Genomic DNA, 26,637 nt, shown 5'->3' on the forward strand with positions numbered 1-26,637 from the left:
ATGCCATGGAGACCTGATGCTCGACGCCGCTCTCATCCAACAATGCGCCGACCCCTCTTTGAAGCCCGCAATCGTCGAGCAGTTCGTGACCGCGGCGGGCGCAAATGGTCCGCTCGCCGTCACCGTCAAATCAGGTGGCCGATTGATCCTCGTTCCGAAGGCGACAACGCAGGATGAGGCGATGGCGATCGTCCGGCAGTATGTCGGCCAGGCGGTGGTGCGTGTCGGCCTGACGCAGTTTCCGGCTGGCGTCGGTGTGAAGGACGCGGCTGATCTGAAGCCCGATCTCGTCGATCCTTGCGAAAACCTCCGCAAGGGAACGGCTATGTTTGCCAAGGTCTTGCGGATTGTCGCCAAGTGGTACGGCAATCCGAAGAACGACGATGTCTTCCCGCAGATCTTCGACGATGCGGTCTATGCCTGGAAGACCGGAGAGTTCGAGGGGTGAGCGTTTTTCAGGCGGAAGATCCTGGGAAAAGCGTCACGATCGACAACGTGTTGCCTGCACACCAGGACAAGGCCACCGTCGACCTGCCGCCTGCGGATACAGATGCCGAAAGCGTCGGATCAGCGGAGATGCGGATTGACCTGTCGAGGATTGGGGGCAAATGATGCCAAATGAAGGCCGCTAAGCCTCCGGAAGCGAATAGCGCGTGAGAACAGCGTCCTCGCCATCGAGGGTCACTTCGATGACTTCGTTGACCATAGCCTGCTCTCCCGCCAAATCCTGCAGTATGAGGGGCAAACAATTCTCGTTGCTGCGCGGGAAGCACCTGCGGGACAATGATCACCAGGCCCGCATGCAATTCCTCTTTCGCGTACAGCTTCCGGAAGTCGCGGGCGTTGTTCGTCACGAACGTGAAATCCTCCTCGATGATCCGAGGCATCAGATCCCAGTCGGTTTCGCCGCTCAGTCCCAGCCAGTTCACATGAAAACAATCGTGGCCATGCGCTTGCGCTACGGCCACAAGCGATGTGTGGAGGCATTCATCGATAAGGAACTTCACGAGGTCGAGCCGGAGGGTTTGGGAGCGCTGTCGTTTCGAAATCGCAGACGCTTCACGGATTTCACCGTCAGGCCCTGTTCCGAAAGCTTCCGCGGCCGGCCCCTGCCGGGATGGGCCGCAGCCCAGATCTCGGCAAGGTCCACCATACGCTCGGTGACCGCAGGATAACCCTCGACGATTTCCGCGGTACTTGCGCCCTGGGTCTTCATCGCGGCAATCGTTCGCACGGGAACACGGGTTCGCTTGAACACCGGCTCGCCGCCCACGACCCCTTTCACGCTTTCAATCATTCGTTCGGCCTCTCGAAGCGCCTCGGCCCGCGCGGCCAATTGTTCTCGTGCCCGCGCAACGTCGATAATGAGATAGTCGTCTGCCCTAACAGTTTCGGCATGCGGGTTCTGGTCGATCGTATCGAATAAGCGCTTGCGGCGCTCGGCAGACAAGATCGATCCGACGCCGTACCAGAGCTTCAACCGAAGCAGATCCTCATCGGTGAGCGCTCGACCCCGGCTGCCAATGAGATGCGTCGCGATGATCCGCTTGTCGATCGCATTGTGCACTGACTTCACAGCGATCTCGCTGACAGCCGCGGCCTCGGCGGGCGTGTAGGCGTGTGAGGTGTCGGTCATAATCATTCTCCTTGTGGAGAATATATAATGCAGCTGACATCGCCCGTAAAGATTGACGGAGCTTCTCGATACCAGGGACCCGTCAGACCAGTAAGGAGGGGTCACTTCTTCTCCGGCGGCCGCTTCAGCAGATCAGATGCTTCTACTTCCAAAATCGCTGCTAAGCGGTCCACCACATCGATGCTCGCATTGTAGACGCTGCGCTCGAGGGAGCTGATGTAAGTGCGATCGATATCTGCTCGAAAAGCAAGCTCTTCTTGCGATAGGCCTTTGGCCAGCCGCGCGGCTTTCAGATTTCGTGCAAATACCTCTCGAATCTCCATGATCGAGAGAGCATCGGCTTGTAGAGTATTTCACCACGGAGTATTCTCTACAAAGACATTCCGTTGACGAATCAAGATGATGCAGCAGCGTCAGAAAGTTAGTTTCGCGCGAGTGCTGAGCCGCTCAAAATACGAACTCCCTCCCATCCTGTGACGATCTGGTATTTAATCGCGAGCGTATGCGGCCTCGGGTCTTGACGTCACAGTATGCAATTTGAGGAGACGGGGATGAAGGACGCCAGCTCATCCGGCGCAGACGACAAAAATGGAAGACAACTTCGTTACAGTTCAGCGCGAAAATCGGATTTGGAGACGCTGGCTGTTTCGGCGATCCGCGAACACCGTCGGCTCCTCGCAGCCGATCAAGCCGTATATGACGAGTGGGTTCTCGCCAGTGACGACCCGTCGATCTCCGGTTCGGTGCTTCAAGCCCTTCAAAACGAACACATCGCGCGCCAGAAGAAGTCCGAGAACCAGCAAGAGGAACTCTCGAAAATCCTGGACGCGCTCGGCTACGTTCCGGACGTGCCACTTGAGAGTGACGGATAAACGTCAGACCAAGCCGCGATCCTTGGCAATTGCGACGAGCTGCGGCACGGACTGGGCGTCAAACTTTTCACGCGCCTTGTCGAGATAGTGTTGCACGGTTCTAGCATTGATGCCGGTGAGCACCGCCGTCTCGGGTGCGGTCTTTCCCTTCGTCGCCCACATAAGGCACATCACTTCACGCGGTGACAGCGTTTGCTTTGGGGCGAGGCGCATCTTCGCAGCGATGAACCTCAATTGGTAGTGAATGACCATCAAAGCCTGCAAAGCTGGAAGTGTTTGCTGCAATTCATGGAAATCTGTTCGTGCCTCCGATGTTGCAAACGTCAGCATCATGTGTGAACCGAAACTGCCGTTCAGCCCGATTGTGACGCCGCGACGGATCCCGTGATCGAACGCCTGATCTCGGAACTTTCGAAGTTGGGACATGCCTCGAGCCGGCCAATCATCTGCGGTCCAGACAAAGGCCTCGCGTCGGCGCCTGGCTTCAGTTACGACTGGATCGATGCGTGAATAATGATTGGCTAAATATGTTTCTTGCCATTCTTTTGGATAGTTGTTGAAGGTGCGAATTTCGGTGCCTGACGCGTCGACATAAGCATATCGCTCAAGCCCGAATGCATTGCCGTAGTTACGCAACGCTGTTTTGATCGCTACCTCATCTTGCGACGCCTCTATCGTATCGATCAAATTCCTCAACGCGTCGTTCAATCCCACTCTCCCTCTGTTCGTCGGGCTGTCCGAACATGCAGCGGGAATGCGCGGAGATAAATCCCCCGGACTGATACCCCTAGGTTGGGGTACCCAGATGAGGAGTGATGAGGTTCAGGTGTACTGCATGGGCTATGGCGGCCGACAATGTGGGGCAACCCAGCTTATAGCGTGCCGATTTCAGGTAGCCGCGCGTCGTATGCTCGGATAATCCCAGAATCTTGCCAATGTCCTTGCTATCTTTACCGCGCGAGGCCCAATGAAGGCACTCGATTTCCCGTGATCCTAGCGCAGGCACGGGATCATTCTCTCCGTGGAGTTCGAACACTGCTTTGCGGTGCAGAAGGAATCCGAGCTCAAGCCACTCCGGTAAAAATTGGCGCTCGATGAACGCCCACTCATCATCGCTCTTCTGGGAGTTGATCGAAAGGAGCGAACGACGCGATTTGTCAACAATCGGGATAGAGACCCCGTTGCTCCCGATTCCGTGCAGCTCGGCATCGACCATGAACTCCTGCGCGGTCTCGGCAATATCAATCTCGCGCCAATCGAAAGGCAGCTGTCGAGAAAAACCCTCTCGAATGATTGGATCGACGTTTATGTAGTCGTTAAGCAGATAGCGCGAAACCCAGCTATCGGGATAGGTGGTTCGTACAAATGGCGCGTCAACGCTATCGACGATTGTCCTCGCAAGATGGAATGTGACGAAATCAATGGGATAGTGCGATTGGAATTCATCCAAAGCGGACGCCACTGTCGCCGCATTTTTCATCGCGCTGAAAGCGTTGGGATAGGTTGGCGAATGCTCGTTTTCCTGCATGCTTCTTTCCGTAACAGTCATTATCGTTTGCGGGTTAGTGACCCCAGAATCGCCGAGCCAGTCGCTAAATGCAACCCCTAAGGGCGGAAAAAGCCCATATACTGTGGAAGCCGCTATCGTCGCGAGTATTTTTGGAGCATGTGCAGTGATAAGAGAATTCATCACAGTTGCTACCGTCGATAAGCTTGCGGAAAAATAATATCCTGATCGACGAGCACGTTGAATTTGTAGCCCGGGCGGATTTGGATCGTCGGCTGGACATTGAGGTTCTTCGAGATCGTCTGCTCCGCGACGCGCCCGAAGCTTTCCGCGAAATTCCGCCTAGCCGCATCGGACGCCGTGTCCTGCGTCGCAATCGTCGAACTCTCCGGCATCGACATGTCGATCCCAGTTCCGATCAACGCGACGAGTGCTGCCGAGCTCCAGGTGCGCCAGAGATGCCGATCGACCTTGTCCTTGAAGCCGCCATATCCCTCGGCGTCCGTGCCGGCCATGCCGCCGATCTGCAGGGTCGATCCATTAGGAAAGATCAGGTCGGTCCAGACCACGAGGACACGCTCCTGGCCGAACGAGACTTTGGAATCGTAACGGCCAAAGAGCTTGGCACCCTGCGGGATCAGGAGCCGATAGCCGGTGGCGCTGTCATAGACGTTCTGGCTGACCTGCGCGCTGATGCGCCCCGGCAGGTCGGAGTTGAGGCCGGTGATCAAGGTGGCGGGAATGACTGAGCCACGCTTCAGCTCATACGGCGACATCTGCGGCACGACCTGGTTCGGCAGGTAGCCGAGATCCTTGATGTCCTGATTGAAAAAGTCCTCCTTCGACGTCTGCCCGTTCTGATCGACGTTCTGTCCCATCAGGCCGGATTTCATGGCGGCGGCATAAAGGTCTGACGCGCTGTTTGCTGCGATATTTGTCGGCTGACGGCCGGTGTCGTTGGTGGAGTTTGCGGCCTTCTCGACGTCGGAGATGTCTACCTGCAACGGCGATTCGAGCGCCGTCGCGCGAGCCTGGAGACGTGCCATCCGTTGGCGCTGGGCCTCGCGCATATATTGTTCATCCTCCTCCCGTTTCAGGCGAGCCTTCCACTCTTCCTCTGACTCGAGCCTTTGGCGACGGTCTTGTCTCTCCTCAGGTCGGCGCTCGACGACCGGTTCCTGCGTCTCCTTTTTTCCACCACGACGGGTGTCGGCTGAAACACCTCCTGCTTTTCTGGTTCACCGATAATGCCATCCGTGACACCCCGCTTGAGTTGGTCCCCGAAAGTCGTCGCCGGTGTGTTGGAAGCACCCTCGATGTCGCCACGATTGAAGGAGAGCCCCCGCAGCGATAGACCAATCACGACGACGCCGATGAATAGCACGATGACGATGATGGCGACGATGATCGGCAGGCGGTTGAGCCGGCGCATGCCATTCTGATCGTCGGCTTGGCTGGGCGTGCCAAGCTGGAGCGACTGGACCATGTTTGTCTCCGTCAATTGCGCTGCATGATCGAAAGCGGACTGGCCGGCGTGGCGCCGGCCTCTGTCGGCGTATAGGCGCGGCCAAGAGCGATGGAAGGCGTCGAGAGCCGCACCAGCACCTGCCCGTCGAAGCCCTCGATTGCATAATCAAGTTCGACCGGCTTGACGTCTTTGGCCGTTTTGCCGTCGGTGGCGACTGTATAGCCCCACCCTTTCAGGGCCGCCTCAAGGGCGGTCGCGAATTCAGACGTATCCTTTTCCATTTTGATCGTGTTCGTAGCACCGGCCGGGCCGATCTGTTCAGCCAGGCGACTTGCCATGTCGCCGGCGATGGCGCTTGCAGCCGGTCCGGTGACGGCCACAGGCGTGGAACTGGTGGTCAGTGCGTCGCCCGCCGTTTGGCAGCCGGAGAGCAGCGCGACCGCGATGAAAAACGCGAGAAGCCTCCGCATGGTCAGCCTCCCCTCCGGATCCTGATCTTCTGTTGCCGCCAACCGACGCCGGAAACGAGGATCGCCTTGTCGATCGCATAGTCGACGGTCATCACGTCGTTCTTCATCCGATAATTGACGATGCGATTTTGACCGCCGGAGACGACGAAGAGCACCGGCGCGTCCTCGCCGGAGATCGATTTCGGGAACTGGATGTAGGTCTTCACCCCGTCCGAATAGACCCGTTTCGGTTTCCAAGAAGCACTGCCGCTGATCGAATAGGAAAAATTCAGCTTGTCCGGCGCGGCGCCCGGAATGCCACCGGTTTCGAGACGGGCGTTGATGTCGGCGAGCTTGGTCGACACGTCTTCCGGATATTCGAACCCAACGCGCGCCATGTACTGGCTGGGGTGGGACTTGAGCTGGATATGATAGGTGCGCCGCGATGTCGTCACGACCATCGAGGTAACGAGCCCAGGTTCGGAGGGTTTGACGATCAGGTGGATGGCCTGCCCGCCTGTCGCTCCCGACGTCGCAGGCTCTACCTTCCAGCGCACGGTGTCGCCGACGAGGACGTCGCGGACGATCTCGCCACCCTGAAGTTCGATGTCGCAGACCTGCAGCGGCGAGCAGACGACGGACGGCTGGGTCTCGCCGAACAGAAAGATCACCTTGCCGTCCGGACCTGTCGTAACCAGTCCCGGCGTGCCACGCCACTTTCTGGAAAGATTTGTTCCCCTGACCTCATTCGTCGTCATGCTTTGCGCCTGCGCGCCCGCCGCAAGCAAGAGTCCGGCCATGCAGCCGGCGGCTGCGATCAATCCCGTTTTTTTCATTGAAAGAATCCCTGCCCTTAAAGCTGTCCCGTCCAGTCAAAATCCCGGACGTAGAGGCCGATCGGATTGAGGCGAATCGTCGCCTCATCCTGTGGCGCGGTGAGCGTCACCGTTGCGATCCCGCGGAAACGGCGTGTGCCGGTTTCCTTGCCCTTGCGGTCCCGCTCGTATTCCGTCCAGTCGATCTGATAGGTCTGGTTCGAGAGCGCGACGATGTTGTTGACCTCGATGGCAACGGTCGAGGACTTCGCCTTCTCGAATGGAGAATTGCCTCGAAACCAGGCGTTGACCTTCTCGGTTGACGGGTCGGAGGTGCGAAGAAGGGCGTAGGTGCGGTCGATATATTGCTTCTGCACCACCGCATCCGGCGTGATCGAGCGAAAGCTTGTGACGAAGTTGCCGAGTGTGGCGCGCACCACGCGGACATCGGCATACTCGATCTGCTCGGGAAAGCCTGCCGTGACTGCGGCTCCGAGCTTGTCGACCTCGACGATGTAAGGCACGAGCCTCACTTGCGTGCTCAGATACATCGCGTAGCTGAAGCCGATGACGGCCATGACCAGGCCGAGGACACCGACAATGCGCCATGCGGCTGCGGCCTTCACATAGGAGCCATAACGTTCGCTCCATTCCTGGCGGGCGGCAAGATACGGGTTTTCCGGGGCGCGGTTCGCTGCCATTTATTCTTCCCTTGTCTCGATTACGGTTTGTCGTTGCGTTCGGGAGGAGGTTTCGGTCCGCTATGACCGCCGCGCTGTTGATCGAGCTTGGCGTTGGCCAGTCCGAGAATGGACCCCGCATAGGCGCCGGGCGAACCGATCGCCTTTTCCTTCGCGGCCGATCCGGCTGCTTGCGCGCCGGAACCGAAGCCTGCACCTATCCCCCGTAGAGCGGCACCAGCGACGGATGAACCGCCAGCTCGTGCGGCTTGAGCGGCCGCAAAGCCCGCGCCGGCAGCGCCGGCAGCGAGGAAGCCAGCGCCCGCGGCGAAAGAGGCCGCCTGCCCGCCGTGGCGGATCGCTTCCATTCCTCCGGAAACCGATGCGCCCTGGACAACGCCTTGAATGATGTTCGGGACATACATGGCGATAATGAAGACCACGACGGAAATACCGGCGATGGCCAAGGTGGTGACGAACTGATCTGACGAGGCAGTCGGAGCTTGAGCGAGGCCGAGCAGCACGTTCGATCCGATCTTGGCGATCATCACCAAGGCCATGAGCTTCATGCCGACGCCGAAGGCATAGACGAGGTAGCGAACAGCAAAGTCTTTCGTGAAGGAAGAGCCGCCCAGTCCGAGCATGATCATGCCGGCGAGCAAGCCGACATACATTTCGACCATGACCGACACGAAAATAGCCGCAACCAGCGAGAAGCAGATGACAACGATGCCCATGGCGAGAACGGCGGCAATCGCGAGCGCATTGTCTTCGAACACCCCGAACTGTGCTTGTTGCGACATTTGGGAGGCGACGCGGATGCCTGCATCGAACACTTCAGCGGGCGAAGCTGAACCCCCGCCGGCGCCAATCTGGAAAAGGCTGTCGACTACTGCTCGCGCAAAGGTCGGACCTTGGGTCAGAACGAATGCGAAGAACCCGATGAACATGATCCGCCGCACCAGTTCGGCGAACCAGCTGTCCAGTGAAGCTGACTGTATCGCCAACCAGACGGCGGCAATGCCGATCTCGATCGTTGCGAGAATCCAGAATAGGGATTTCGCCGCCTCCATGATGGTGGTCTCCCACCCCTTCGCAGCGGACGAGACCTGGTTTTCCAGTTCCGTGAGGACCTGTCCCTCCTGCGCAAATGCGGGAACTGCATAGGCGAGGAAGAAGAGGCCTGTAATCAGGAACGAACGCGCAACAGTTACCTTCACCATCTCGGGCGCATCTCCTGGCCTTCCTTGATCGGCGGCAGTTCCTTGTCGGAGCCGAAGAATTTTTCCCGGACGGCGCGCTGCTCCTCGGTTAGCGCAGTTATTCCTGTGTTTCGCGAATTGAGGATTAGCACAGTCGCTGCAGACGATGCAGCGGCGGCAGCCACCAGCAAGGCAATCAGGACGGGGCGGCTCACCATCGCGGTTCCATTTTCTGGCCTTCCGGAACGCTCTTGACCTCCGCGTTGAAGAACTTTTCCCGCCGCGCCTGCGCCAGGTCCTTGTCGGTCTGTTCCGTCTGAAGCCAGGTTCCCATCATTGTCATCTGTTGGGAGACGAGACCGCGAAGCTTCTGCATTTGCGCGACTTGCTGGGCGGCGATCTCGTGGCCGACCTGCAAGGCCTTCATCTGCCCGTCAGCCGTTTCGGACATCGACCTCAACGACGACATCGAATCTTCCTCGCTATCGAACTGGTCGGCCGTGAGGCTCGCCGCTTTCAGCGAGCTGGCGATTGTGTCGCGGTTGGTGTTCGACCAGGACTGGTAGGTCGAGGAGAACGTTGCGTTGTCCGGCAAATTCGTCTTGAGATCGGCATAACTCTGAAAGCGCTGCTGAAGAACGTCGTCCGCATTCCCCATCGAAAAGGCGATGCCCTGTCCCTGGTCGACGATACTGCGCAGCTGGTTGAGATCGCTTTCGACCTGACCCCAGACATGGTGAGGAAGCTGCGCAGTGTTTTGCAGCATGTTCTCGTAGATCTTCAGCTGGTTCTGGATCTGCTCTGCAAGCTGGCTGATCTGGGTCAGTTGATTGTCGACCTGGATGCCGGAGCTTTTCATGAGATCCACGAGCTGCGCATTGTTGGCGAGCTGCGTCCATTCGGTCGCAGCGCCGGTGGCTGTACCGGCTTGCACTGAGCCTGCAGCTCCGATCACGAGAGCGGCGGCCGCCAAGCGGGCAAGCCATCTATTCGTACTTGAGTAGCGATGCGGCATCGTGAACTCCTCTCGTTTCAAGCCAGTGGATCGGCCAGTCGCGGCCATGTTCGGATTTCAGCGCGCGGATGCGTTTGAGGTCCTCTTTGCCCGACGCGCCGACGAAGCTCAGGGCGACTGGCCCAAGCGACATGTCGAAGAGCCGCCGGCCTTCTGGCGTGGCGACGTAGTATTCGCGCTTCGGCATGGCGGTAGCGACGATCTCGATCTGTCGCTCGTTGAAGCCGATGCTCTCGTAGAATTCTCGCGTGCCCGACTCACGGGCGGCGCCATTCGGAAGGCAAATCTTGGTCGGGCAGGATTCCTTCAGCACGTCGATAATCCCGGACCGTTCGGCATCGGAGATCGATTGGGTCGCAAGAACGACAGCGCAATTCGCCTTGCGCAGCACCTTCAGCCACTCGCGAATCTTGTCGCGGAATACAGGATGGCCGAGCATCAGCCACGCCTCGTCGAGCACGATCAGACTGGGGACCCATCCAAACGCTTCTCAATTCGACGGAACAGGTAGGTCAGCACTGGCACGAGATTTCGCTCACCCATGTTCATCAGTTGTTCGGTCTCGAAGGTCTGGAAGGCGCCGAGCGTGAGGCCGTCCTCTTCCCCATCGAGAAGCTGGCCCATTGGACCATCGACGGTGTAGTGATGCAGTGCGTCCTTGATCTCGCGCAGCTGCACGCCGCTGACGAAATCAGACAGCGACCGACCGGATGCGCTCGCCATCAGGCCGATCTGCCGAGAGATGGCGTTACGATGATCGGGGGTGATGGTGACACCCTGCAGGCCGACCAGCATCTCGATCCATTCTGTCGCCCACGCCCGGTCGGCGTCACTTTTGAGTTCGGACAAGGGGCAAAAGGCCAACGCCCTTTCTCCCTCCGCACTGTCACCACCGATCTCATAGAGATCGCCGCCGGCTGCATGCGTCAGGGGCAGAAGTGAACTGCCTTTGTCAAAGGCGAAGATCTGCGCATTTTCGTACCGGCGAAACTGTGCCGCGATCAGGGCGAGCAAAGTAGACTTGCCTGAACCGGTCGGCCCGAAGATCAGCGTGTGGCCGACATCATCGACGTGCAGGTTCAGACGGAACGCTGTCGAGCCGCTCGCGACCTGCATCAAGGGCGGGGAATTCGGTGGGTAAAAGGGGCATGGGGAGACCGGATTTCCGGACCAGACGGAGTTCAGCGGAATCAAGTCGGCGAGATTGCTGGTGTTGATCAGCGGCTCACGGATGTTGCAATACCAGTTGCCTGGCAAGCTACCGAGATAGGCGTCAGTGGCGTTGAGCGTTTCGATCCGCGCCCCGAAACCTTCCGCCTGGATCAGCCGGCGGATCGCTTCGGCCTTCTCCTGGAGTGCTTCGCGATCGCTGTCGAACAGCACGACGACCGGTGTGTAATAGCCATAGGCAACCAGCTGCGATGAGGCCTGCGCGATGGCGTCCTCAGTCTCGGCCACCATGGTCATGGCGTCCTGGTCGACGGATCGACTTTGTGTCTGGAATATCTGGTCGAAGAACGGCCGAACTTTCTGTTGCCATTTCTTGCGTGTGCGTTCGAGCTTCTGTCGGGCCTCCTCGGCATCGAGAAAGATGAAGCGCGATGACCATCGGTAGGTCAGCGGCATCAGGTCTAGGCTGTTCAGAATGCCCGGCCAGCTTTCGGCCGGCAGACCATCGATCGCAACGACGCCGAGGAAACGGTTTTCGACTTTTGGCGTCAGCCCGTGTTCGAGCTCTGCGGTGGCGATCCAGTCGAGATACATGGGAACATCGGGAAGCCGGATTGGATGGCTTTCCCCGGTGGTGCAGAATCGGGCGAACTGGAGGAGCTCGTCATATCGGGCAATCCTCTCCCCTCCCCTTTCGACCGTTTCGCGGGTTTCCATTCGTCGGATCGAAAGTGTGTTGGCAAAATACTGCTCAAGCTCTCGCACCGCGTTCTTGAACACGAAGAGCACAGTGTCCGCGTAGGATTTCTTCCGGCTTTCCTCATCCGAGTAGATGTATTTGCTGAGAGCAGTCTTCCTGGACTCGAGCGGCCGGTAGGTAAGGATCAGCGCATGCTTGCTCTCGAAATGCCCCTGCTCGCGTGCGAAATGCGCCCGGCGCTCGACATCGATCGCACGGGTCACCGGGTCAGGGAAATGGCAACGGTCTTCCGAGGGATAGTCGACCGTCGGAATGCGGATGGCCTCGACCTGGATCATCCAGCCACTTCCAAGCCGTGACAGAACGGCATTGATCTGCCTCGACAGCTCGTTGCGCTCGAGGTCGGTCGCGCTTTCGGAGTCCGGGCCAGCGAAATACCAGCCGGCCATCAGGCTTCCGTCCTTCAACAGGAGGACACCATTGTCGACGAGGCCGGCGTAGGGAACGAGATCGGCAAAGGATGGGCCGGTCACCCGGAAGCGTTTGAGAGCTACCATGGCCGCCTCCTCAATACCGCCGCCACGGCGAAGTGGTCGCCTTGTAGTAGGGCTTGTAGGAAATGTGCCTGATATAGACTTGCCGCGTCAGCGGGTCGGACTTCGCCATCATTCTGAGCAGCCCGACGATCACGACCCATACAGCGACGCCGAAGAGCGCCGAATAAACAGTGAGGACGACGAAGATCAGGATCACCGCTGCAAGACCCGTGATCAGCACCAACTCCCGGTCGGCGCCCATCAGTAGGTTCGGGCGCGAAAGCGCGCGGTGGATTCGGTTGCGCCGCAGGCCGGAAAGGGACTCAACCATGATCGCCCTCCCCTCCTCCGTTCGAAACAATTGTGATCTGATCGTCCGTCAGCCCGATCGAAGCGCCCGTCGCACCGAACAGGCCGACGATGTTGGTGGCGCCGAGCAGGATGCCGGCGACGAGAACGACGTACACAAGTCGCCGCGCGAAATCGTTGAGCTCGCCGCCGAAGATGAGCATGCCGCCGGCAATGGCCACGGCTGCAAGCGCGATCGCACCCGCGACCGGACCTGTGATCGACTCCTGGATCTGTTGCAGCGGCCCTTCCCATGGGAGGCTGCCGCCGGAGCTGGCAAGCGCCGGCGCGACCGAGGCAAGAACGATTGGCACCGCCCAGAGCGCGGCAACGATGAGAGCATGCTTACGCGACATGGCGCGCCTCCTGTTCTTCGGTGAGCTGATCGGATTCGATCTCGTACCGTCCGTTGATGAACCGCTCGACTTGGATGATGTCTCGAACAAGACGCCCACGCGGCGTCCGTTCGATCGAGATAACCAGGTCGACGGCCTCTCCGATCACCTCGGGCATCGGCTGCTGGCTTGCTTCGGCCGTCAGCTGTTCAAGGCGACGCAGCGCCGACATGGCAGTGTTGGAGTGAACGGTCGCCACGCCCCCGGGGTGGCCGGTGTTCCAGGCCTTGAGCAACGTCAGGGCCGCGCCGTCGCGGACTTCGCCAACGACGATCCGGTCGGGACGCAGCCGCATGGTGCTCTTCAAGAGCCGCGCCATATCGATCGTATCGCTGGTATGGAGGAGAACGGCGTTTTCGGCCGCGCATTGGATTTCCGCGGTGTCTTCAAGAATGACCAGGCGATCCTCCGGCGCAGATTTGACGATCGCGTCGATCACAGCGTTTGCAAGCGTCGTCTTGCCCGAACCGGTTCCTCCGGAAATGATAATGTTAAGCCTCGCGGAAATGGCGCTGCGGATCGTCGATGCCTGGTACTCGCTCATGACGCCGGTGCGGACATAATCTTCGAGCGGAATGAGGCGTGACGCGCGGCGCCGAATGGTAAAGGCAGGCTTGGCGACGATTGGGGGCAACAGACCCTCAAAGCGGTGGCCGCCGATCGGCAGCTCGCCGGAGATGATCGGCTGTTCCGTGTCCACTTCGGATTGAAGCGCATGCGCCACGGTCCCGATCACCATCTCCGCGGCGGCAGACGACATCTCGCCGGCGGGCGCAACGCCGTGACCGAGGCGTTCGATGAACAGCTTTCCGTCCGGATTGAGCATGATCTCGACAACATTCGCGTCGTCCAGCGCCACGCAGAGCTGATCGCCAAGCGCTTCTTGCAGTTTGCGGACAAGCCGCGGGTGGGAGCGAAGCTGGTTCACGGATTTCTCCTTAAGCTGCCTGGCTGAGAGGGGTGAGTTCAGAACGGTAATTGGAAGGGCGGAGGCTGAGGAACGTCGCCGCATTGGCGGGCAGGACCCCAGCCACGGCCATCGTCACGCCGATCTTCTTTGGCTCGCCCAAACGCTTGAGCGGCCATCCGACGCGAGCGAGGATCCGCTCGAACCGAATATCGGTTACCGTGACAATCTCGGTGTAGCCATTCGCCATGCACCATTCGATGATGCCCGCGAACATGGTCAGCGTGGCTTCGTGGACGAAGCCGTCCCCCCTCCCCTCCGCGAGAGCCGTGTCGACGCAGAAGCGAGAACTCTCGATCATCGCGGCATGACCGTTGAGTCGACCGTCGGGGAGAAGCGACGGAAAAACGTCGGCTACCATTGTCGGACCAAGCGTGGGAAGGAGCCTCACGCACCCCGCCAGTTGGCCCGTCTCTGCGATGGCGAGAACGTAGGTCGGCCGAAGCGCGTCAAAATCATCGGACCCACACCCCGCCGTCACGTTGACTTCCCAGCCCAGGCGATCGGAAAAGACCCGCGCACGTAGCTGATAGTGGATGTGAAGGAGGTGCGCCTCTAGGATCGTCCGAGGCGTTGAGATCGCGAGAATCTGCATGATTTTCTCCGTCGTTTGTTGGACGGCCGGAAATCAGCACAGATTGGAATCGAGGGGCAATTGTAGGATTCAACATGCGCGTTGCGAGGTGAGTCGCGGTTCAAGGGGGGTGTGGTGCTACAGAACCTCCGAATCTCCTTGTTGTTATGCTGTTCGGATTTGTAGGATTTCACAGGAGAACAATCCGGGATCAAGGACTCGGTGATGTGAGCTAACTTACGGAGCAAAAAAGCAAAAACCCGAATAGCTTCATGCAGATTGTCCCCAGTCGTTAACGTTCTGTTAACCCTAAACTTCTGGACCGGTTCGGAGAATCGTGTTCTATCTTTGGCGGGCAGTGGCCGGTAAACCGGTAGAAAGCCGCCAAGAGGGACAGATGGCGATAGCAAACCGAGTAGAAACTGTTGTTGGCTCGAAGGAAGATGCCGGCAGCAAAATCATGCGCCATGCCGGGCTCTTGTCCGGGCAATTGCAGCAGCTCAGAACTCGTATGTATCCGCCAAAGTCAGAAAAGACTCTGCGTCCGTTTCTGACCAATGAAGTGTCGAAGCTGACGTCTATACCCGATTCGACCCTGAAGCTGATGTCGACCGAAGGACGTGGTCCGGTTCCCAGCAGGCTGGAGAATAACCATCGCGTCTACACGCTAGCCCAGATCAATGAACTGCGTGAATTGTTCGCGATGCAGAAACCTGCAGACGCCTTGCGATTCCTTCCTCGACGTCGTGCCGGCGAGCACCTCCAGGTTCTTGCGATAGCCAACTTCAAGGGCGGCAGCGCGAAAACGACAACCTGCGTCCACCTTGCCCACTATCTCGCCCTGCATGGGTATCGCGTCCTCGCGCTCGACCTAGACCCGCAGGCATCCTTGTCCGCTTTGTTCGGTGCTCAGCCCGAGGTTGACGTCGGCTCGAATGAAACGATCTATGCCGCTTTGCGTTACGACGATGCCGAACGTCGTCCAATCCGCGAGATAATTCGCAAGACATATTTCGATGGCATCGACCTCATTCCTGGCAATCTTGAAGTCATGGAGTATGAGCACGAAACGCCACGGATATTGGCGAACAAGTCCAGCTCTCGGCGCGATCTTCTTTGAGCGACTGAAACTCGCCCTTTCGGAAGTCGAGGCGGACTACGACATCGTGATTCTCGACACTCCGCCGTCGCTCGGCTTTCTGACGTTGAGCGCGATATACGCCGCGACTAGCATGATCATCACGGTCCACCCGGCCATGCTGGACGTCGCGTCAATGAGCCAGTTTCTTCTCATGATGGGCGATCTGATTAGTGTTTTGAACGAGAGCGGCGCTCAGTTGGACCAGGACTTCATTCGGTATCTGGTCACACGGCACGACACAAATGACGCGCCACAGTCGCAAGTCGTTGCGATGCTTCGGCACCTGTTCGGCTCCGATGTACTATTGCCAACCGCCATTGAAAGCACCGCCGTTGAGGCAGCCGGCTTGGCGAAACGTTCAGTATACGAGCTCGAATTGGGGCAGATCGGGCGCGATACTCATAAGCGTGCCCGCGAGGCAGTAGATGCTGTGAACGAGGCGATTGTTCGCCTCGTCAATGACAGCTGGGGGCGGACATGAGTAAATCTCCTCGCAAGTCGATTGTCGCCAGCTTCGGTTTGCTTTCCGCGGAGTTGGAGAGTGATCAGGCTGCGGATCAACAGCAGCCGTCGCAGACCCCTGCCCCGGCTCCCGGCAATCGTGTCGGAGCAGGTGTGATCGGTGCTGCTCATCGAGCGATCGACGACATTCGAACCGAGCGAGATCGCTTGAAGGCTATCGTTGAGTCGGGCGGTGGTGCGGTTCGCGAGTTGGATCCGTCACTCATCGACCCCTCCCCTTATCCGGACAGGCTGCCGGACGATGACGGGGCGAGCTTCGAGGTGTTCAAGCGGTCGATCGAGACTGAGGGGCAAAAGGTTCCGGTCCAAGTCCGCAAACACCCCTCGTCGCCGGGTCGCTATCAGATCATCTACGGGCATCGACGCTGGCTCGCTGCCATGCAGCTTAAGAGGCCTGTTCGCGCGCTCGAAGTCGAGATTTCCGACCTCGACCTGGTTCTCGCACAAGGTATTGAAAACGCGGCGCGCCAAGACCTCACCTGGATCGAGCGCGCGCTATTTGCATCACGAATGGATGATGCGGGGATCAAGCCTCGGCACATATACGCCGCGCTTTCGATCGAAGACGCAGAACTGGCTCGGATGCGGAATGTCTACAGGGTCGTTCCGGCAGATATCATCGAGGCCATTGGGCGGGCTCCAAAGATCGGGCGGCCACGTTGGCTCGATCTTGCCAAGACGGTTGCGGGTGACGCGGGAACGCTCGACGCCTTACGGGCGGCGCTGGATAGAAAAGGCGATGCTGCAGAGACCTCCGATCAGAGGTTTCAGCGTGCATTGAACGCGATCAAGCCGGTATCGACGGGTCGTCGGGAGCCAATCCCGATTGAAGACAAAAGCGGAACGAAGCTCGGCACCCTGTCGATGTCCTCGAAAGAGGTTCGAATTTCGGCTGAGGGCACGCTTGGGATTGAATTTTTGAAGTTTGTTGAGGCGGAGCTCCCAGCGCTGACTGAGCGCTTTGCCCGCCTGCGAGAAAACGAGGAACCCTGACAGTTGTCAGGGTTCGGAAGAAAGGAAGCGCTGCAAAAGAAAAAGGCCCCCAAACGTTGCCGTCGTGGAAGCCTCTCTCAATGTGTGACAACTAGAGAATCGCATTTCCCCGAATCCCAGTCAAGAGTCTTTGGCACCGTAATTTTGGTGAGCGGGTTTCTTTTGCCTTTTTGAAGGTGAAAAAAATGCAGATTGGAAGTGTGACGACGCCCTTTGGGCGACGGCCGATGACGCTTGCCTTGGTGAAGCGGCAAATTGAGGCGAGTGAGATTAAGCCAGGCAAGACGGCGGACAAATGGAAGGTCTTTAGGGACGCCTCCGAAGCAAGGGAGTTGCTTGGGTTGCAGGATCGCAGCCTCGCCGTCCTCGACGCACTCTTGAGCTTTTATCCCGACAACGAATTGCGCCAAGATGCGCAGCTCATCGTTTTTCCGTCCAACGCCCAGTTGACACTTCGGGCGCACGGTATCGCTGGCGCCACGCTTCGCAGACATCTGGCTCTTCTCGTAGAGGCCGGACTGATCGTTCGCAAGGACAGCGCGAATGGGAAGCGCTATGCCCGGAAGGACAAGGCAGGTGAGATCGATAGCGCATTCGGCTTTGATCTGTCACCCTTGCTCATGCGGGTGGATGAGCTTGCAATGATGGCGGAACAAGTCGTTGCCGATCGTTTTGCCCTCCGTCGGGCGAAGGAAAATTTAACGATATGCAGGCGCGACGTTCGAAAGCTCATTTCTGCTGCGATCGAGGAAGGTGCGTCGGGCAACTGGGAAAGCATCGAAGCGATCTACACCGGTCTCGTGGGCAGGATTCCGCGCTCTCCGACGCTCAGTGATGTGAATTCAATCCTGGACGAGATGGAGCTTCTGCAGCAGGAGATCATCAACATCCTGGAAATGCATCAAAAAGATGAAAATGTTAGCACCAATGGTGACCATCATGAGCAGCACATACAGAATTCAAATACCGAATCTTGCTGTGAATTTGAACCTAGCTCTAGGAACGAGCAGGGCGCAAAGGCCGTGAACGATGGTCGGCCAAAGCGGGAGCCAGTCCGGAATTTTCCGCTTGGCATGGTGATGCGGGCTTGCCCCGAGATCTCGATGTATGGGCCGGGCGGTACGATCGACAGCTGGCGCGCAATGATGATTGCAGCGGTGGTCGCCCGATCGATGCTGGGCGTCAGCCCGTCGGCCTATCAAGAGGCATGCGACGTGATGGGGCCGGAAAACGCGGCGACGGCGATCGCTTGCATCCTCGAGCGGGCAGGGCACATCAACGCGCCAGGAGGATATCTCCGAGATTTAACACGCAAGGCGGCACGGGGCGAATTTTCGTTAGGGCCGGTTCTCATGGCGCTGCTAAGAGTTCACGGACAAGGCGAGCGCGCAGTGGGCTAGTTGTTTAGACCCGGCATTTGATGGTGCAATATTTTTCTTGGCATGGAGGGAAGCACTATGGGCCATAGTTCTACACGGGAGCGCCACGACGACAGAGGCAATCCGTCGAGCAATACAAAATAGTGAAGAAGAGCCTGAGAACGCTTTCGAAGCGATACGGGATCAACCAGAAAACCGTGGCGAAATGGAAGAAGCGGACATCGTTGGTCGATCTTCCTACAGGTCCGAAGGACCCGCACTCGACGACCCTTTCCCTCGAAGAAGAGGCCGTTATCGTCGCCTTCCGCCGGCATACGTTGCTACCGCTCGATGATTGCCTCTACGCTCTTCAGCCTACCATCTCACATCTGACGCGTTCGTCGTTGCACAGGTGTTTGCAGCGCCACGGCATTTCACGTCTGCCGGAGGTCGGAGGCGACAAGGAGCCGAAGAAGAAGTTCAAAAGTTATCCGATCGGCTACTTCCACATCGATATTGCCGAGGTGCAGACGGCTGAGGGCAAGCTCTATCTCTTTGTCGCAATTGACCGAACATCCAAGTTCGCGTTCGCAGAGCTCTACAACAAAGCCGACAAGATGAATGCCGCCCAGTTCTTGCGCAATCTGATCGCGGCAGTGCCCTACACCATTCACACCGTTTTGACCGACAATGGCATTCAGTTCACTAACCGAGCTTGTGATCGAAATGCCTTCCAGCACATCTTCGATTGGGTCTGCGACGATCACAGCATCGAGCATCGCCTGACAAAGGTGAAGCATCCCTGGACCAACGGACAGGTCGAGCGGATGAACCGAACGATCAAGGAGGCGACCGTCAAGCGCTTCCACTACGACGATCATGCGCAATTAAAAAAACATCTCGCCGACTTTATCGACGCCTACAATTTCGGGCGCCGGCTCAAGACGCTAAAGGGCCTCACGCCTTACGAGTTCATATGCAAACGATGGACTTTGGAGCCAGATCGATTCATCATCGATCCCATCCATCAAATGCCGGGACTAAACACCTAAGGCCCCCACAGACAAAACCCTGACAGCTGTCAGGGTTTTGGTTAGCGCATTTCGCCCGCTCCTATTGAAGGCAAAGATCCGCGATGCGTGATGGGCTGATACACATGCAGGCCTTCACCGATATGGCAACGGTTCGGAGAAATCGTGAGCGTCGCATTGCAGTCATTTGCTGCGTGGTTCACCTACGAACTTCTGGCGTTACGGGTCGGCGACCCCTTATGAAGCGCTCGTCGCAAAAGCCGAGAAAGGGTCAGGGTCACGGACGTATGATTTACTCCGATACGGCACTCTCGAGGTGGGGGTTCGTGTGAATGAACCAGCGAAAGGACTGGAGCGATACACCGGGATGGTTAGACTAGCTGTTGCATTCGCAAGTAGTGGTATTCCTTGAGTACGCTTCCCGTTGCGAAACTCGCCGGTCGGGAAAGGACGCGGGCGAGTTTCGCGACATCGTTCTGTTCGACTAGGAGCGCAGCCAATTGCCCAATAGAGAGCGATGCCGTAGGGAGTGAGCGAATCCAAATCTGCCTCGATACGTCATCATTCAGATTATTAGCGATGGCCAGGGTCTTTCGCAGCTTTTCGAGCGTTTCGTTTGCCTTCTTCACTCTCTTCTTGGCCGAAGGATCTTTCGCCACCAGCTCGCTATCTGTTAGAGCAGCAGAAAGCTGTGCGAAGACAAATCGATCTTGCAGGGTTCCATAGTCGAAAAGGGTCATGGAAAGACGAATGATCTTCCTGGCGCGGTGCTCCAGAACGAAACCGTCCTCGAAAACAATCCGGCCATGGCTCTCAAGCATGGATTGATGCTGGAGGGCTTGCGCTTGTGAGGCAACGATGCCCTCAAGATAAAGAAGTATCGCGTCGGCTGCGTTGCCCGACATGGCGGTGCGCGTAATGGGTTTGGCTTTGCACTCGATAAATATGATCGTATTGTCATCCTCGAGAACCAGATCGCACTCTCCATCGGCACCGGCCATCTGGTACGATTTAGCTTCTATCGTCGGATGGACATCTCGAAACTTCAGGATTGCGCCGGTGGTTCGCTCGAGGCCCTCACCCGTCAATGCGCCAATTTCATCTTTTGTGAGCACTTTGCGAAGGCCAGCAGCGACGGCCTCGTAGCAGGCAGGGCCAAATGCCGATCGAGTCGGGATAAACACGTCCGCGGTCGAACCTGCCCTGCAGAAAGGCTTGAACATGAGATCTGCTTCGGGTGCTGAGAAGGGAGATACGTAGTTGTTGTTCGGGGTTGGAGCTTGATGCGTCAGGTCACGAAGCAACGCAGACACCGTTTCTGCAGGAAGAACGAACTCCAATGCGCTCTCAGTTAAAACGCCAGGACTGGTTGCTACCTCTCTTATCAGGGCCTCTGATGCGGTTGCTGCGTCCTCCACTCCCCATCCCAACTGACCGCGCAGCCTTGAATCCTGATCGGTGCCAAAGAAGCTACGGAGAAATATGGGAGTAATGAACGGCGTCCATTGCTGCAGCGAAAATAGGTGATCATGCAGCGTCGCGTCAGCGAGCCACTGGTCGATATCCCTAGTCGACACGCTCAACGCCCAAAACTGGCCGTAGCTCTCTATGCCGGTCAGGGCTACAAGATCGCGGGCCAGCGCCACAGCCTGATGCAGGACATCATTATGGTCAGCTACGATGGACGTCAAACCTTCCACGCGGGCCGTCAGCTGCCAGAGAAATCCGAAGGGCACGGAGGATTCTCTTGGGTGCTGTTTTGGATTGCGTGAGTATAGGACTTGGTCGAACTCATAATCATAAAGGCGCCTTGCTAAGCCTTCCAAGAAGGAAAAAGCTTTTGTCCGGCCAACGCTTGTCAATCGCGCAAGGATCTGCTGTGTGACGGTCAGGAAACCGTCCGAATTGCGGTCAATGCCCGTCTCGTCGAGCGAGAAACTGTGGCCGCCATCACGCAAGCGTTGCAGGGCAGCGACCATGTTTTCCGTCTTTGAATCGGGCGTTCTGAAGTTGTTTAAGGCTAACAACCGCCTACCTACATCAAGCGCAATGTGCCATCGTTCGTGGCTTGGTTTGATAAGACCTTGTGAGACAGGAAAGCGCTGCGCGATCTTTTCCAACACGAAGAGCAGCGCGCCGTCTCTCCCCGTGAGGGCGTTTGACAATGCTGCGTAGCGGATAAGCTTTCGCAGGTCGGCCACTGAAAAGGGGCTTCCGTCGTCCAAAAGAACTTTTGCTAGCATTGCGTTAAGTTGCTCCTCCTCGTCACGAAACGCGACGGCAGGTGGAGGAAGCTCGGTTCTTCCTGGATTGTCCCATGCCGCTTCAAGGTAGAGGACAAAATCTCGGAAATTATTGGATTCGGACATCGGGCAACCCTATCAAAGTTTATGTAGCCGAAATTCTATTACCCTACTCCTAATTGCAAGGCGTCTTAGCTGCGGCCGATTACGTGCCTCGAATAATAGGCAATCTGCATTCAGGCAGCTGCCCACTGCCGGCCAGCGTGATTGAAATAGCTTGAGGCTTGCAGCACTTGTCGATGCAGCGTCTCCTCGATCGCCTACGGGAGGAGGAAAAGCCACGATTGGCGGCACCGTGATCATCCGGCCCGCAATCCATTAGGGGAAAACTCCCCGCGATCCAGGCTAGCGGTTTCCACCCGCGGCTTGATCGTCGTTTGGCATTTTGGGCTGGAGTTTGCTGTATCGTAACAATTGTCCCGATATGAATCGGCATTTAGCGGTTTCGCGAGAGTCGATCATGTCTGGTGTGAATGAGGATCAAATCAGGGATTATTTGATCGACAATTTGGATCTGGTGGAACCAAACCTGAAATTTCTAGGTAAGGAACACCACCTCAGGAACCCAAATGGCTCAGACGGATTCCTCGATATATTCGCGGTCGCACCGGGAGGTGAGTATGTAATCATTGAGATCAAACGGACGCGAAGTGCATCGCGCGATGCAGTGCATGAACTGATCAAATATGCCGCACTTCTTCGACACAAGCTTCTAGTCAAGGAGCGGGAATACCGCTTTATCCTTCTATCTGTGGACTGGGTGGATCTGCATGTCCCGTTTTCCGAGTGGATGCGGAACTGCCCCTATGACGTTTCGGCTGGACGAATTGTGCTGGGGCAAAATAAACTTCCGGCTCGCATCGAAAAGGTTGTTTCGAATCCGCGTGTTCTCAATCGTCGCATTGCTCGAAGGCACTACATGTGGCGGTTTGGGTCTCAACCGGACATCGACCGAGCCATAAAGCTCATCGCAAAGCACATGAACACCAGCGGTGTCGAAGATTTCATTCTGATTTTTTCCAAAATACCCGCCGATGACATGCACTACCTATACTTTGCTCAGCAACAAAACTCGAAGGAGTTCTATCTGAACGATCTCGAGAGACGACTTTCGCGAGCGGCGTTTCGAGAAGTCAAGGATGACGTAGAGGGTCACGTCCTCCAAATCGATCAAGAGGCTGTCGCAGCTGATAGGATGTACGAACCTGGTTTCGAACTTGTCCATTCGAGATTGAGATCGATCAGCTCTACGATCTCGTACCCGGAGCGGGCAGGCGAATGGTTCACGCCTGATCGTATTAGCGAGGCCGAGATCAGGCGTTACGGCAGGTTCATCGATGTATCGATGACTGACGCGGAGCTGATCAAAGAACTCGTTGTAACGGATTCGTTCAATGATCTCGATATTGTTGCCACGACCGAATCGAATGCACAGATGGGAGAGCTGGCCGCATCTGTGAAGCGTGCGCTTCAATTTAACAACGAGTGGCATGCGACCCTGCGTGAGCTCTTCGAATACGCGAGTGCAGGTGGACCGGCGGTGATACGCCTTCAAATCTACAGCAATGACGATATTCTCCGCGTTCTGGCAGCGGAGTACTACGAGGCTAGCCTCTACACCCCTGCACTCCAATGTGAGATCGAGTTTGTGACCCGCCGCGAGGTGTTCCAGGGCTTCCTGGAATGGGATGGAGCACCGGTAGACGTTCGATCCGTCATACGTCGTCACTTCGGAGATCACGCGCGCGACTATGCTTCGGAGAAATTTTGGGGCTCGCACCGACCACGGAACATGGATGTCATGTCGGATCTTGGCCTGCGCTATTCGATCGGAAAGACCTCCGAAAGAAGTTTCCATCGCGTTCGCCTGCAAGGCAAAGAAATGGTCGTACAATCAGCAAAGGAAGGGCTTCCGGATTTTGTCACATATGCCCAGGAGGCCGTCGCCGAATTGGCGCAGTTTTTTGATGAGACCGACACCGGGTTTGAAAACGCCATCGCAGGTTACCACTATCAGAAAATAGTTCAGGCTGAGGCCTTTCTCAAACAGGTCATATCGGCCACTCGCGCGACAAAAACGGACAAGTTTTGGCTTGGTCAACTACCAGCCGGGTGTGACTACTGTGGTCGCCCATTTGCACACCTAAGGTATATGGCTGACGGATCATTCAAAAGAGAACCTTCTGGCAACTGGTGTGCGGCTTGTTTGGTGGACAAAACCCGCTCAAGCGGCGGGTTTACCGGCGAGATTTACTTCGCAACGAGCAAGGGCTGGCAGTTGGTAGAGACTGACCAGTTTTCGGCCGTCATCGCGTAACTCAGCCCCGGGTTGGAATCATAGACTGTTGGTCTGGACGCGCAACGACTCAAGTCACGCATAGTCAAGACGAGGCGGCTAAACTCGGTCGACCAACGCTGCCTCTTCGCATAATCCGGCTTAGGCCTTGGAGGCAGCAGAATGAACTTCTTAAACCCGTCCAAGCCCGTCGGACGGATGTTTCGTCATCCCATTATGCGAGTCGCCCGCCCACTTCGCCGCGTCGCGTTGTTGTAGTAGCTGGACGCTTGCTGAAGCGACCGGTGCCTCGACTGCTCCATCGCCTCGGGTAACGGGATGCCGCGGTTGGCTGCTTCCGTCAGATACCCCGACCGTAATCCATGCGCCGAAAACTCCCCCACCTCCAATCGGGCCATTTCGACGCGCAACTTGACGATATCATTGACCGCCTTCGGATCGAGCGCCCGGCGAGACACATTGCCCCAGCGATCGATCGCCCGGAACACACTGCCGCCGTCGATCTTGGCGGCGGCCAGCCAGGCATGCAGCGCCTCCACCGGCCGGCCGGTCAGATAGACGACCTCGTCCTGGCCGGCGCCGGAATTTTTGGTGCGGCCGAGGTGGATGGAGAGCGAGGGGAGGGGGCTTCCATCCTCGACAGTCACCGGCGGCTCGATCGTTAGCTGTTCTTTCCGCAGGCCGGCCACCTCGCTGCGCCGGCGGCCGCCGGAGCCGAAGGCGACCATCAGTATGGCCCGGTCGCGCAGATCGCGCAGGCTGTCGCCGCTGCAGGTCGCCAGCAGTTTGGCCAAAACATCGCCGGTGACCGCCTTGGCGCTCTTGCGGCGGCGCGTCCGGGGGACGGCGCGCACGGCGAGACGAATGGCGGATTTCAAAGTCGGGGAGGCGAAGGCGCCGTCGAGGCCGCGCCACTTGGTCAGCGTCGACCAGTTGGCGAGCCGTCGTCCGACGGTCGCCGGCGCATGCGGCCCGGCCGACCGGAGAAAGCCCCCGTCTCGCAAGGACTGGTCCACCTCGGGCGGCATGCCGTGCTGGGGATCGCTTTCGCGCCGCGTCGGATCCCAGAGATGATGGGCGACGAACTTCAGCAGCAGCGCTTCCGGTGCCGGCCAGGGCAGCGGACTTTCGGTCGCCGCTAAGCACCAGGCCTCGAGGTAAGCGAAATCGGACGTCAGCGCCCGAAGCGTGTTGGCACCCATGCCTTCGTTGACCAGATGTTTGAGCGTCTCGACGTCCTGGTCGGACAGGATTTCGGCGAGTTTGTCGCGCCGGTCGATCGGCAGCACCGCGGCAATGGTGTCGAGGGTTTCGGCCCGCCGGGCGATCGCGTCTGGTGCCGTGTTCGCAGCAAGAATGTCCAAAATGCCTCCTGAGGCGCGAAAACCGGGTGTCAGCACGGCCGCATTGGCCCTCCATTGATACCGTTTTCGCTGATTTGCGGCGTTATAGCAATCACTTCCGATAAGCAGTACTTATCGGAAGTGAGGCGTCGTCTCAACGATGTCGACCAGTGACGGATGCTAACTCCGCAATAGCGTCCGTTTAACAAATCATTTACCATGAATTCAATGCGTTATGATTTGTCCAAAATCCTCATGACCAGCCTTCAGCGACCGGTTGCTGACGCGACCTGTTGGTGCGGCTCGACGAGCGCATCGCCCGTTCACCGGTCGGGCAAGGCTGGATCGAACGATCGCACTATACCGACGCCTGCGCCTCGCTGTGGATCGATGGTGAACTCGTCCACTTGGAAGACCTCGTCCTCCATGACGCCACCCGCGATATTCGCACACCCACCCATGAGCTGACCATCGCCCGCGACGTGCTGCGCACCCGCCGGCGGGTTGCCGGCCAATCTCCTGATTGGGCGCTCTCTGCCGACGGCATCCGCTCGCTGCGCCAGGCGTGGCCTGGACCATCTTTGGGTGGCGGTGGCGAGGTTGAAAGGGAAGCCGACGTGGAGCCTGCTCCGGTTCGGGAAGGGGAGGGGGACGATGCCGACGGTGGCGAAAAAGCCGGGCCGAGCCGAGATCCGCGAACGCAATGCGTTGGTCTATGATCTCGACTGGGACGAGGATGCCCGGCTCGACGAATGGCGCGGGGTGCTCCGCCAGGCCGAACACCTGCCGGTGGTGCTGCAGGCGATTGTCGCCCTCGATGCCTGGAACGAGTTTTCCGTCCTTCAGCACGCGCCCTGGCTCGGCCGGCTGTTTTGCGCCTCAATCCTGCGCCAGGCCGGCATCACCACCGGCGCCCATCTGGCCGCCATTAACCTCGGCCTCAAAACCATTCCCGTCGATCGGCGCCGCCATCGCGACCGGGAAACTCGAATGCTCGCCATCGCGCGAGGTCTTTTGGCGGCGGCCGAGATCGGCATGAAAGAGCATGACCGGCTGGTGCTGGCGAAGACTATGATGGACCGAAAGCTGGACGGGCGCCGGACGTCTTCAAAGCTGCCGGAGCTGGTCGAGCTCGTCATGGCAAAGCCGCTCGTGTCGGCCGGGATGGTGGCGAAGACGCTCGACGTCACGCCGCAGGCGGCGCGGCGGATTGTTTTGGAGCTGGGCTTGCGTGAGATGACGGGCAGGGGGAGGTTTCGAGCGTGGGGGATTTCGTAGCGAAGTGGCTAAACGAAATAACCTCCACATTGAGCCGA

Annotated in this window: 20 protein-coding genes and 7 pseudogenes; 8 read left to right on the forward strand and 19 right to left on the reverse strand. The window is 58.0% G+C overall.

Features of this window, described 5'->3' with window-relative positions; genetic code table 11:
- Positions 1-16: 16 nt before the first annotated feature.
- Positions 17-612 (forward strand): annotated as a pseudogene (locus tag MF410_RS00825) (TraH family protein).
- 16 nt (positions 613-628) lie between these two features.
- On the opposite strand, the pseudogene MF410_RS00830 reads toward MF410_RS00825, so the two are convergent.
- The 3 genes and pseudogenes from MF410_RS00830 to MF410_RS00840 form a co-directional block, all read right to left on the reverse strand.
- Positions 629-1,007 (reverse strand): annotated as a pseudogene (locus MF410_RS00830) (DUF5615 family PIN-like protein).
- Complete coding sequence (locus MF410_RS00835; protein ID WP_088395887.1) at positions 1,004-1,636, reverse strand: DUF433 domain-containing protein; 633 nt, start codon at positions 1,634-1,636, stop codon at positions 1,004-1,006. The pseudogene MF410_RS00830 and the gene MF410_RS00835 overlap by 4 nt, the downstream one beginning before the upstream one ends.
- A 101-nt stretch (positions 1,637-1,737) precedes the next feature.
- The gene (locus MF410_RS00840; protein ID WP_088395888.1) at positions 1,738-1,959 is read right to left on the reverse strand and encodes a helix-turn-helix transcriptional regulator; all 222 of its coding nucleotides are present in this window, start codon (positions 1,957-1,959) and stop codon (positions 1,738-1,740) included.
- A 228-nt stretch (positions 1,960-2,187) separates the two neighbouring features.
- On the opposite strand from MF410_RS00840, the gene MF410_RS00845 reads away from it, so the two are divergent.
- Positions 2,188-2,508 (forward strand): transcriptional repressor TraM, encoded by a 321-nt coding sequence (locus MF410_RS00845; protein ID WP_088395889.1) that lies wholly within the window; start codon positions 2,188-2,190, stop codon positions 2,506-2,508.
- A gap of 3 nt (positions 2,509-2,511) precedes the next feature.
- Here the strand turns inward: MF410_RS00845 and MF410_RS00850 are convergent, their stop codons facing one another.
- The 14 genes and pseudogenes from MF410_RS00850 to MF410_RS00915 form a co-directional block, all read right to left on the reverse strand.
- Positions 2,512-3,216, reverse strand: a complete 705-nt coding sequence (locus MF410_RS00850) for an autoinducer binding domain-containing protein (RefSeq protein WP_088395890.1) — start codon at positions 3,214-3,216, stop codon at positions 2,512-2,514.
- Between the two features lie 79 nt (positions 3,217-3,295).
- Positions 3,296-4,036: a LuxR family transcriptional regulator gene (locus tag MF410_RS00855; protein ID WP_096764645.1), complete on the reverse strand. Its 741-nt coding sequence runs from the start codon at positions 4,034-4,036 to the stop codon at positions 3,296-3,298.
- A gap of 170 nt (positions 4,037-4,206) precedes the next feature.
- Positions 4,207-5,501, reverse strand: a pseudogene (trbI, locus tag MF410_RS00860) (IncP-type conjugal transfer protein TrbI).
- A gap of 11 nt (positions 5,502-5,512) precedes the next feature.
- Positions 5,513-5,953, reverse strand: coding sequence for a conjugal transfer protein TrbH (gene trbH, locus MF410_RS00865; protein ID WP_088395893.1), 441 nt, complete (start codon positions 5,951-5,953; stop codon positions 5,513-5,515).
- 2 nt (positions 5,954-5,955) lie between these two features.
- Entirely contained in the window at positions 5,956-6,768 is an 813-nt protein-coding gene (gene trbG / locus MF410_RS00870) for a P-type conjugative transfer protein TrbG (protein ID WP_088395894.1), read from the reverse strand.
- 17 nt (positions 6,769-6,785) lie between these two features.
- Entirely contained in the window at positions 6,786-7,448 is a 663-nt protein-coding gene (locus tag MF410_RS00875) for a conjugal transfer protein TrbF (protein WP_088395895.1), read from the reverse strand.
- 20 nt (positions 7,449-7,468) lie between these two features.
- Positions 7,469-8,650, reverse strand: coding sequence for a P-type conjugative transfer protein TrbL (gene trbL / locus MF410_RS00880; protein ID WP_088395896.1), 1,182 nt, complete (start codon positions 8,648-8,650; stop codon positions 7,469-7,471).
- Positions 8,644-8,844: an entry exclusion protein TrbK gene (trbK, locus tag MF410_RS00885; protein WP_081284279.1), complete on the reverse strand. Its 201-nt coding sequence runs from the start codon at positions 8,842-8,844 to the stop codon at positions 8,644-8,646. Before trbK ends, trbL begins: the two co-directional genes overlap by 7 nt.
- The gene (gene trbJ, locus MF410_RS00890; RefSeq protein WP_064843797.1) at positions 8,841-9,644 is read right to left on the reverse strand and encodes a P-type conjugative transfer protein TrbJ; all 804 of its coding nucleotides are present in this window, start codon (positions 9,642-9,644) and stop codon (positions 8,841-8,843) included. The genes trbK and trbJ overlap by 4 nt, the downstream gene beginning before the upstream one ends.
- A pseudogene (locus MF410_RS00895) lies at positions 9,616-12,071 on the reverse strand (conjugal transfer protein TrbE). Before MF410_RS00895 ends, trbJ begins: the two are co-directional and overlap by 29 nt.
- Before the next feature lie 10 nt (positions 12,072-12,081).
- The gene (locus tag MF410_RS00900) at positions 12,082-12,381 is read right to left on the reverse strand and encodes a conjugal transfer protein TrbD (RefSeq protein ID WP_064843799.1); all 300 of its coding nucleotides are present in this window, start codon (positions 12,379-12,381) and stop codon (positions 12,082-12,084) included.
- Complete coding sequence (locus tag MF410_RS00905) at positions 12,374-12,754, reverse strand: TrbC/VirB2 family protein (RefSeq protein ID WP_064843801.1); 381 nt, start codon at positions 12,752-12,754, stop codon at positions 12,374-12,376. The genes MF410_RS00900 and MF410_RS00905 overlap by 8 nt, the downstream gene beginning before the upstream one ends.
- A complete protein-coding gene (gene trbB, locus MF410_RS00910; protein ID WP_064843803.1) occupies positions 12,744-13,721 on the reverse strand; it encodes a P-type conjugative transfer ATPase TrbB in 978 nt (325 codons plus the stop codon). The genes MF410_RS00905 and trbB overlap by 11 nt, the downstream gene beginning before the upstream one ends.
- Positions 13,722-13,731: 10 nt before the next feature.
- Positions 13,732-14,355 carry an acyl-homoserine-lactone synthase gene (locus tag MF410_RS00915; protein ID WP_141399552.1) on the reverse strand — a complete coding sequence of 208 codons (624 nt, stop codon included), beginning with the start codon at positions 14,353-14,355 and terminating at the stop codon, positions 13,732-13,734.
- A 376-nt stretch (positions 14,356-14,731) separates the two neighbouring features.
- Between MF410_RS00915 and repA the strand changes: the two are divergent.
- The 4 genes and pseudogenes from repA to MF410_RS00935 all read left to right on the forward strand — a co-directional run bounded on the left by repA (position 14,732) and on the right by MF410_RS00935 (position 19,400).
- Positions 14,732-15,956: pseudogene (gene repA, locus MF410_RS00920) on the forward strand (plasmid partitioning protein RepA).
- Complete coding sequence (repB, locus tag MF410_RS00925; RefSeq protein ID WP_064843806.1) at positions 15,953-16,990, forward strand: plasmid partitioning protein RepB; 1,038 nt, start codon at positions 15,953-15,955, stop codon at positions 16,988-16,990. The pseudogene repA and the gene repB overlap by 4 nt, the downstream one beginning before the upstream one ends.
- Positions 16,991-17,175: 185 nt before the next feature.
- Positions 17,176-18,390, forward strand: coding sequence for a plasmid replication protein RepC (gene repC / locus MF410_RS00930; protein WP_239619760.1), 1,215 nt, complete (start codon positions 17,176-17,178; stop codon positions 18,388-18,390).
- Positions 18,391-18,432: 42 nt separating this feature from the next.
- Positions 18,433-19,400: pseudogene (locus tag MF410_RS00935) on the forward strand (IS481 family transposase).
- 350 nt (positions 19,401-19,750) lie between these two features.
- Here MF410_RS00935 and MF410_RS00940 read toward each other — a convergent pair.
- Entirely contained in the window at positions 19,751-21,748 is a 1,998-nt protein-coding gene (locus MF410_RS00940; protein ID WP_239619761.1) for a hypothetical protein, read from the reverse strand.
- A 394-nt stretch (positions 21,749-22,142) separates the two neighbouring features.
- On the opposite strand from MF410_RS00940, the gene MF410_RS00945 reads away from it, so the two are divergent.
- Positions 22,143-23,999: an endonuclease NucS domain-containing protein gene (locus MF410_RS00945; protein ID WP_064843629.1), complete on the forward strand. Its 1,857-nt coding sequence runs from the start codon at positions 22,143-22,145 to the stop codon at positions 23,997-23,999.
- A 185-nt stretch (positions 24,000-24,184) separates the two neighbouring features.
- Here MF410_RS00945 and MF410_RS00950 read toward each other — a convergent pair whose 3' ends face one another.
- Positions 24,185-25,342: a site-specific integrase gene (locus tag MF410_RS00950; RefSeq protein ID WP_096771498.1), complete on the reverse strand. Its 1,158-nt coding sequence runs from the start codon at positions 25,340-25,342 to the stop codon at positions 24,185-24,187.
- Between the two features lie 198 nt (positions 25,343-25,540).
- On the opposite strand from MF410_RS00950, the pseudogene MF410_RS00955 reads away from it, so the two are divergent.
- Positions 25,541-26,599, forward strand: a pseudogene (locus MF410_RS00955) (RHE_PE00001 family protein).
- Positions 26,600-26,637 lie beyond the last annotated feature (38 nt).

The organism is Rhizobium sp. C104 (assembly GCF_022354505.1).
Lineage (GTDB): Bacteria > Pseudomonadota > Alphaproteobacteria > Rhizobiales > Rhizobiaceae > Rhizobium > Rhizobium redzepovicii.

Coding starts and splice junctions, on each gene's coding strand:
- MF410_RS00855 (WP_096764645.1), bottom strand. CDS start 4,036: ATGCAGGAAAACGAGCATTCGCCAACCTATCCCAACGCTTTCAGCGCG.
- MF410_RS00915 (WP_141399552.1), bottom strand. CDS start 14,355: ATGCAGATTCTCGCGATCTCAACGCCTCGGACGATCCTAGAGGCGCAC.
- MF410_RS00845 (WP_088395889.1), top strand. CDS start 2,188: ATGAAGGACGCCAGCTCATCCGGCGCAGACGACAAAAATGGAAGACAA.
- repB (WP_064843806.1), top strand. CDS start 15,953: ATGAGTAAATCTCCTCGCAAGTCGATTGTCGCCAGCTTCGGTTTGCTT.
- MF410_RS00835 (WP_088395887.1), bottom strand. CDS start 1,636: ATGACCGACACCTCACACGCCTACACGCCCGCCGAGGCCGCGGCTGTC.
- MF410_RS00875 (WP_088395895.1), bottom strand. CDS start 7,448: ATGGCAGCGAACCGCGCCCCGGAAAACCCGTATCTTGCCGCCCGCCAG.
- MF410_RS00900 (WP_064843799.1), bottom strand. CDS start 12,381: ATGGTTGAGTCCCTTTCCGGCCTGCGGCGCAACCGAATCCACCGCGCG.
- trbH (WP_088395893.1), bottom strand. CDS start 5,953: ATGCGGAGGCTTCTCGCGTTTTTCATCGCGGTCGCGCTGCTCTCCGGC.
- trbL (WP_088395896.1), bottom strand. CDS start 8,650: ATGGTGAAGGTAACTGTTGCGCGTTCGTTCCTGATTACAGGCCTCTTC.
- MF410_RS00905 (WP_064843801.1), bottom strand. CDS start 12,754: ATGTCGCGTAAGCATGCTCTCATCGTTGCCGCGCTCTGGGCGGTGCCA.
- repC (WP_239619760.1), top strand. CDS start 17,176: ATGCAGATTGGAAGTGTGACGACGCCCTTTGGGCGACGGCCGATGACG.
- MF410_RS00840 (WP_088395888.1), bottom strand. CDS start 1,959: ATGGAGATTCGAGAGGTATTTGCACGAAATCTGAAAGCCGCGCGGCTG.
- MF410_RS00945 (WP_064843629.1), top strand. CDS start 22,143: ATGTCTGGTGTGAATGAGGATCAAATCAGGGATTATTTGATCGACAAT.
- MF410_RS00940 (WP_239619761.1), bottom strand. CDS start 21,748: ATGTCCGAATCCAATAATTTCCGAGATTTTGTCCTCTACCTTGAAGCG.
- trbJ (WP_064843797.1), bottom strand. CDS start 9,644: ATGCCGCATCGCTACTCAAGTACGAATAGATGGCTTGCCCGCTTGGCG.
- trbG (WP_088395894.1), bottom strand. CDS start 6,768: ATGAAAAAAACGGGATTGATCGCAGCCGCCGGCTGCATGGCCGGACTC.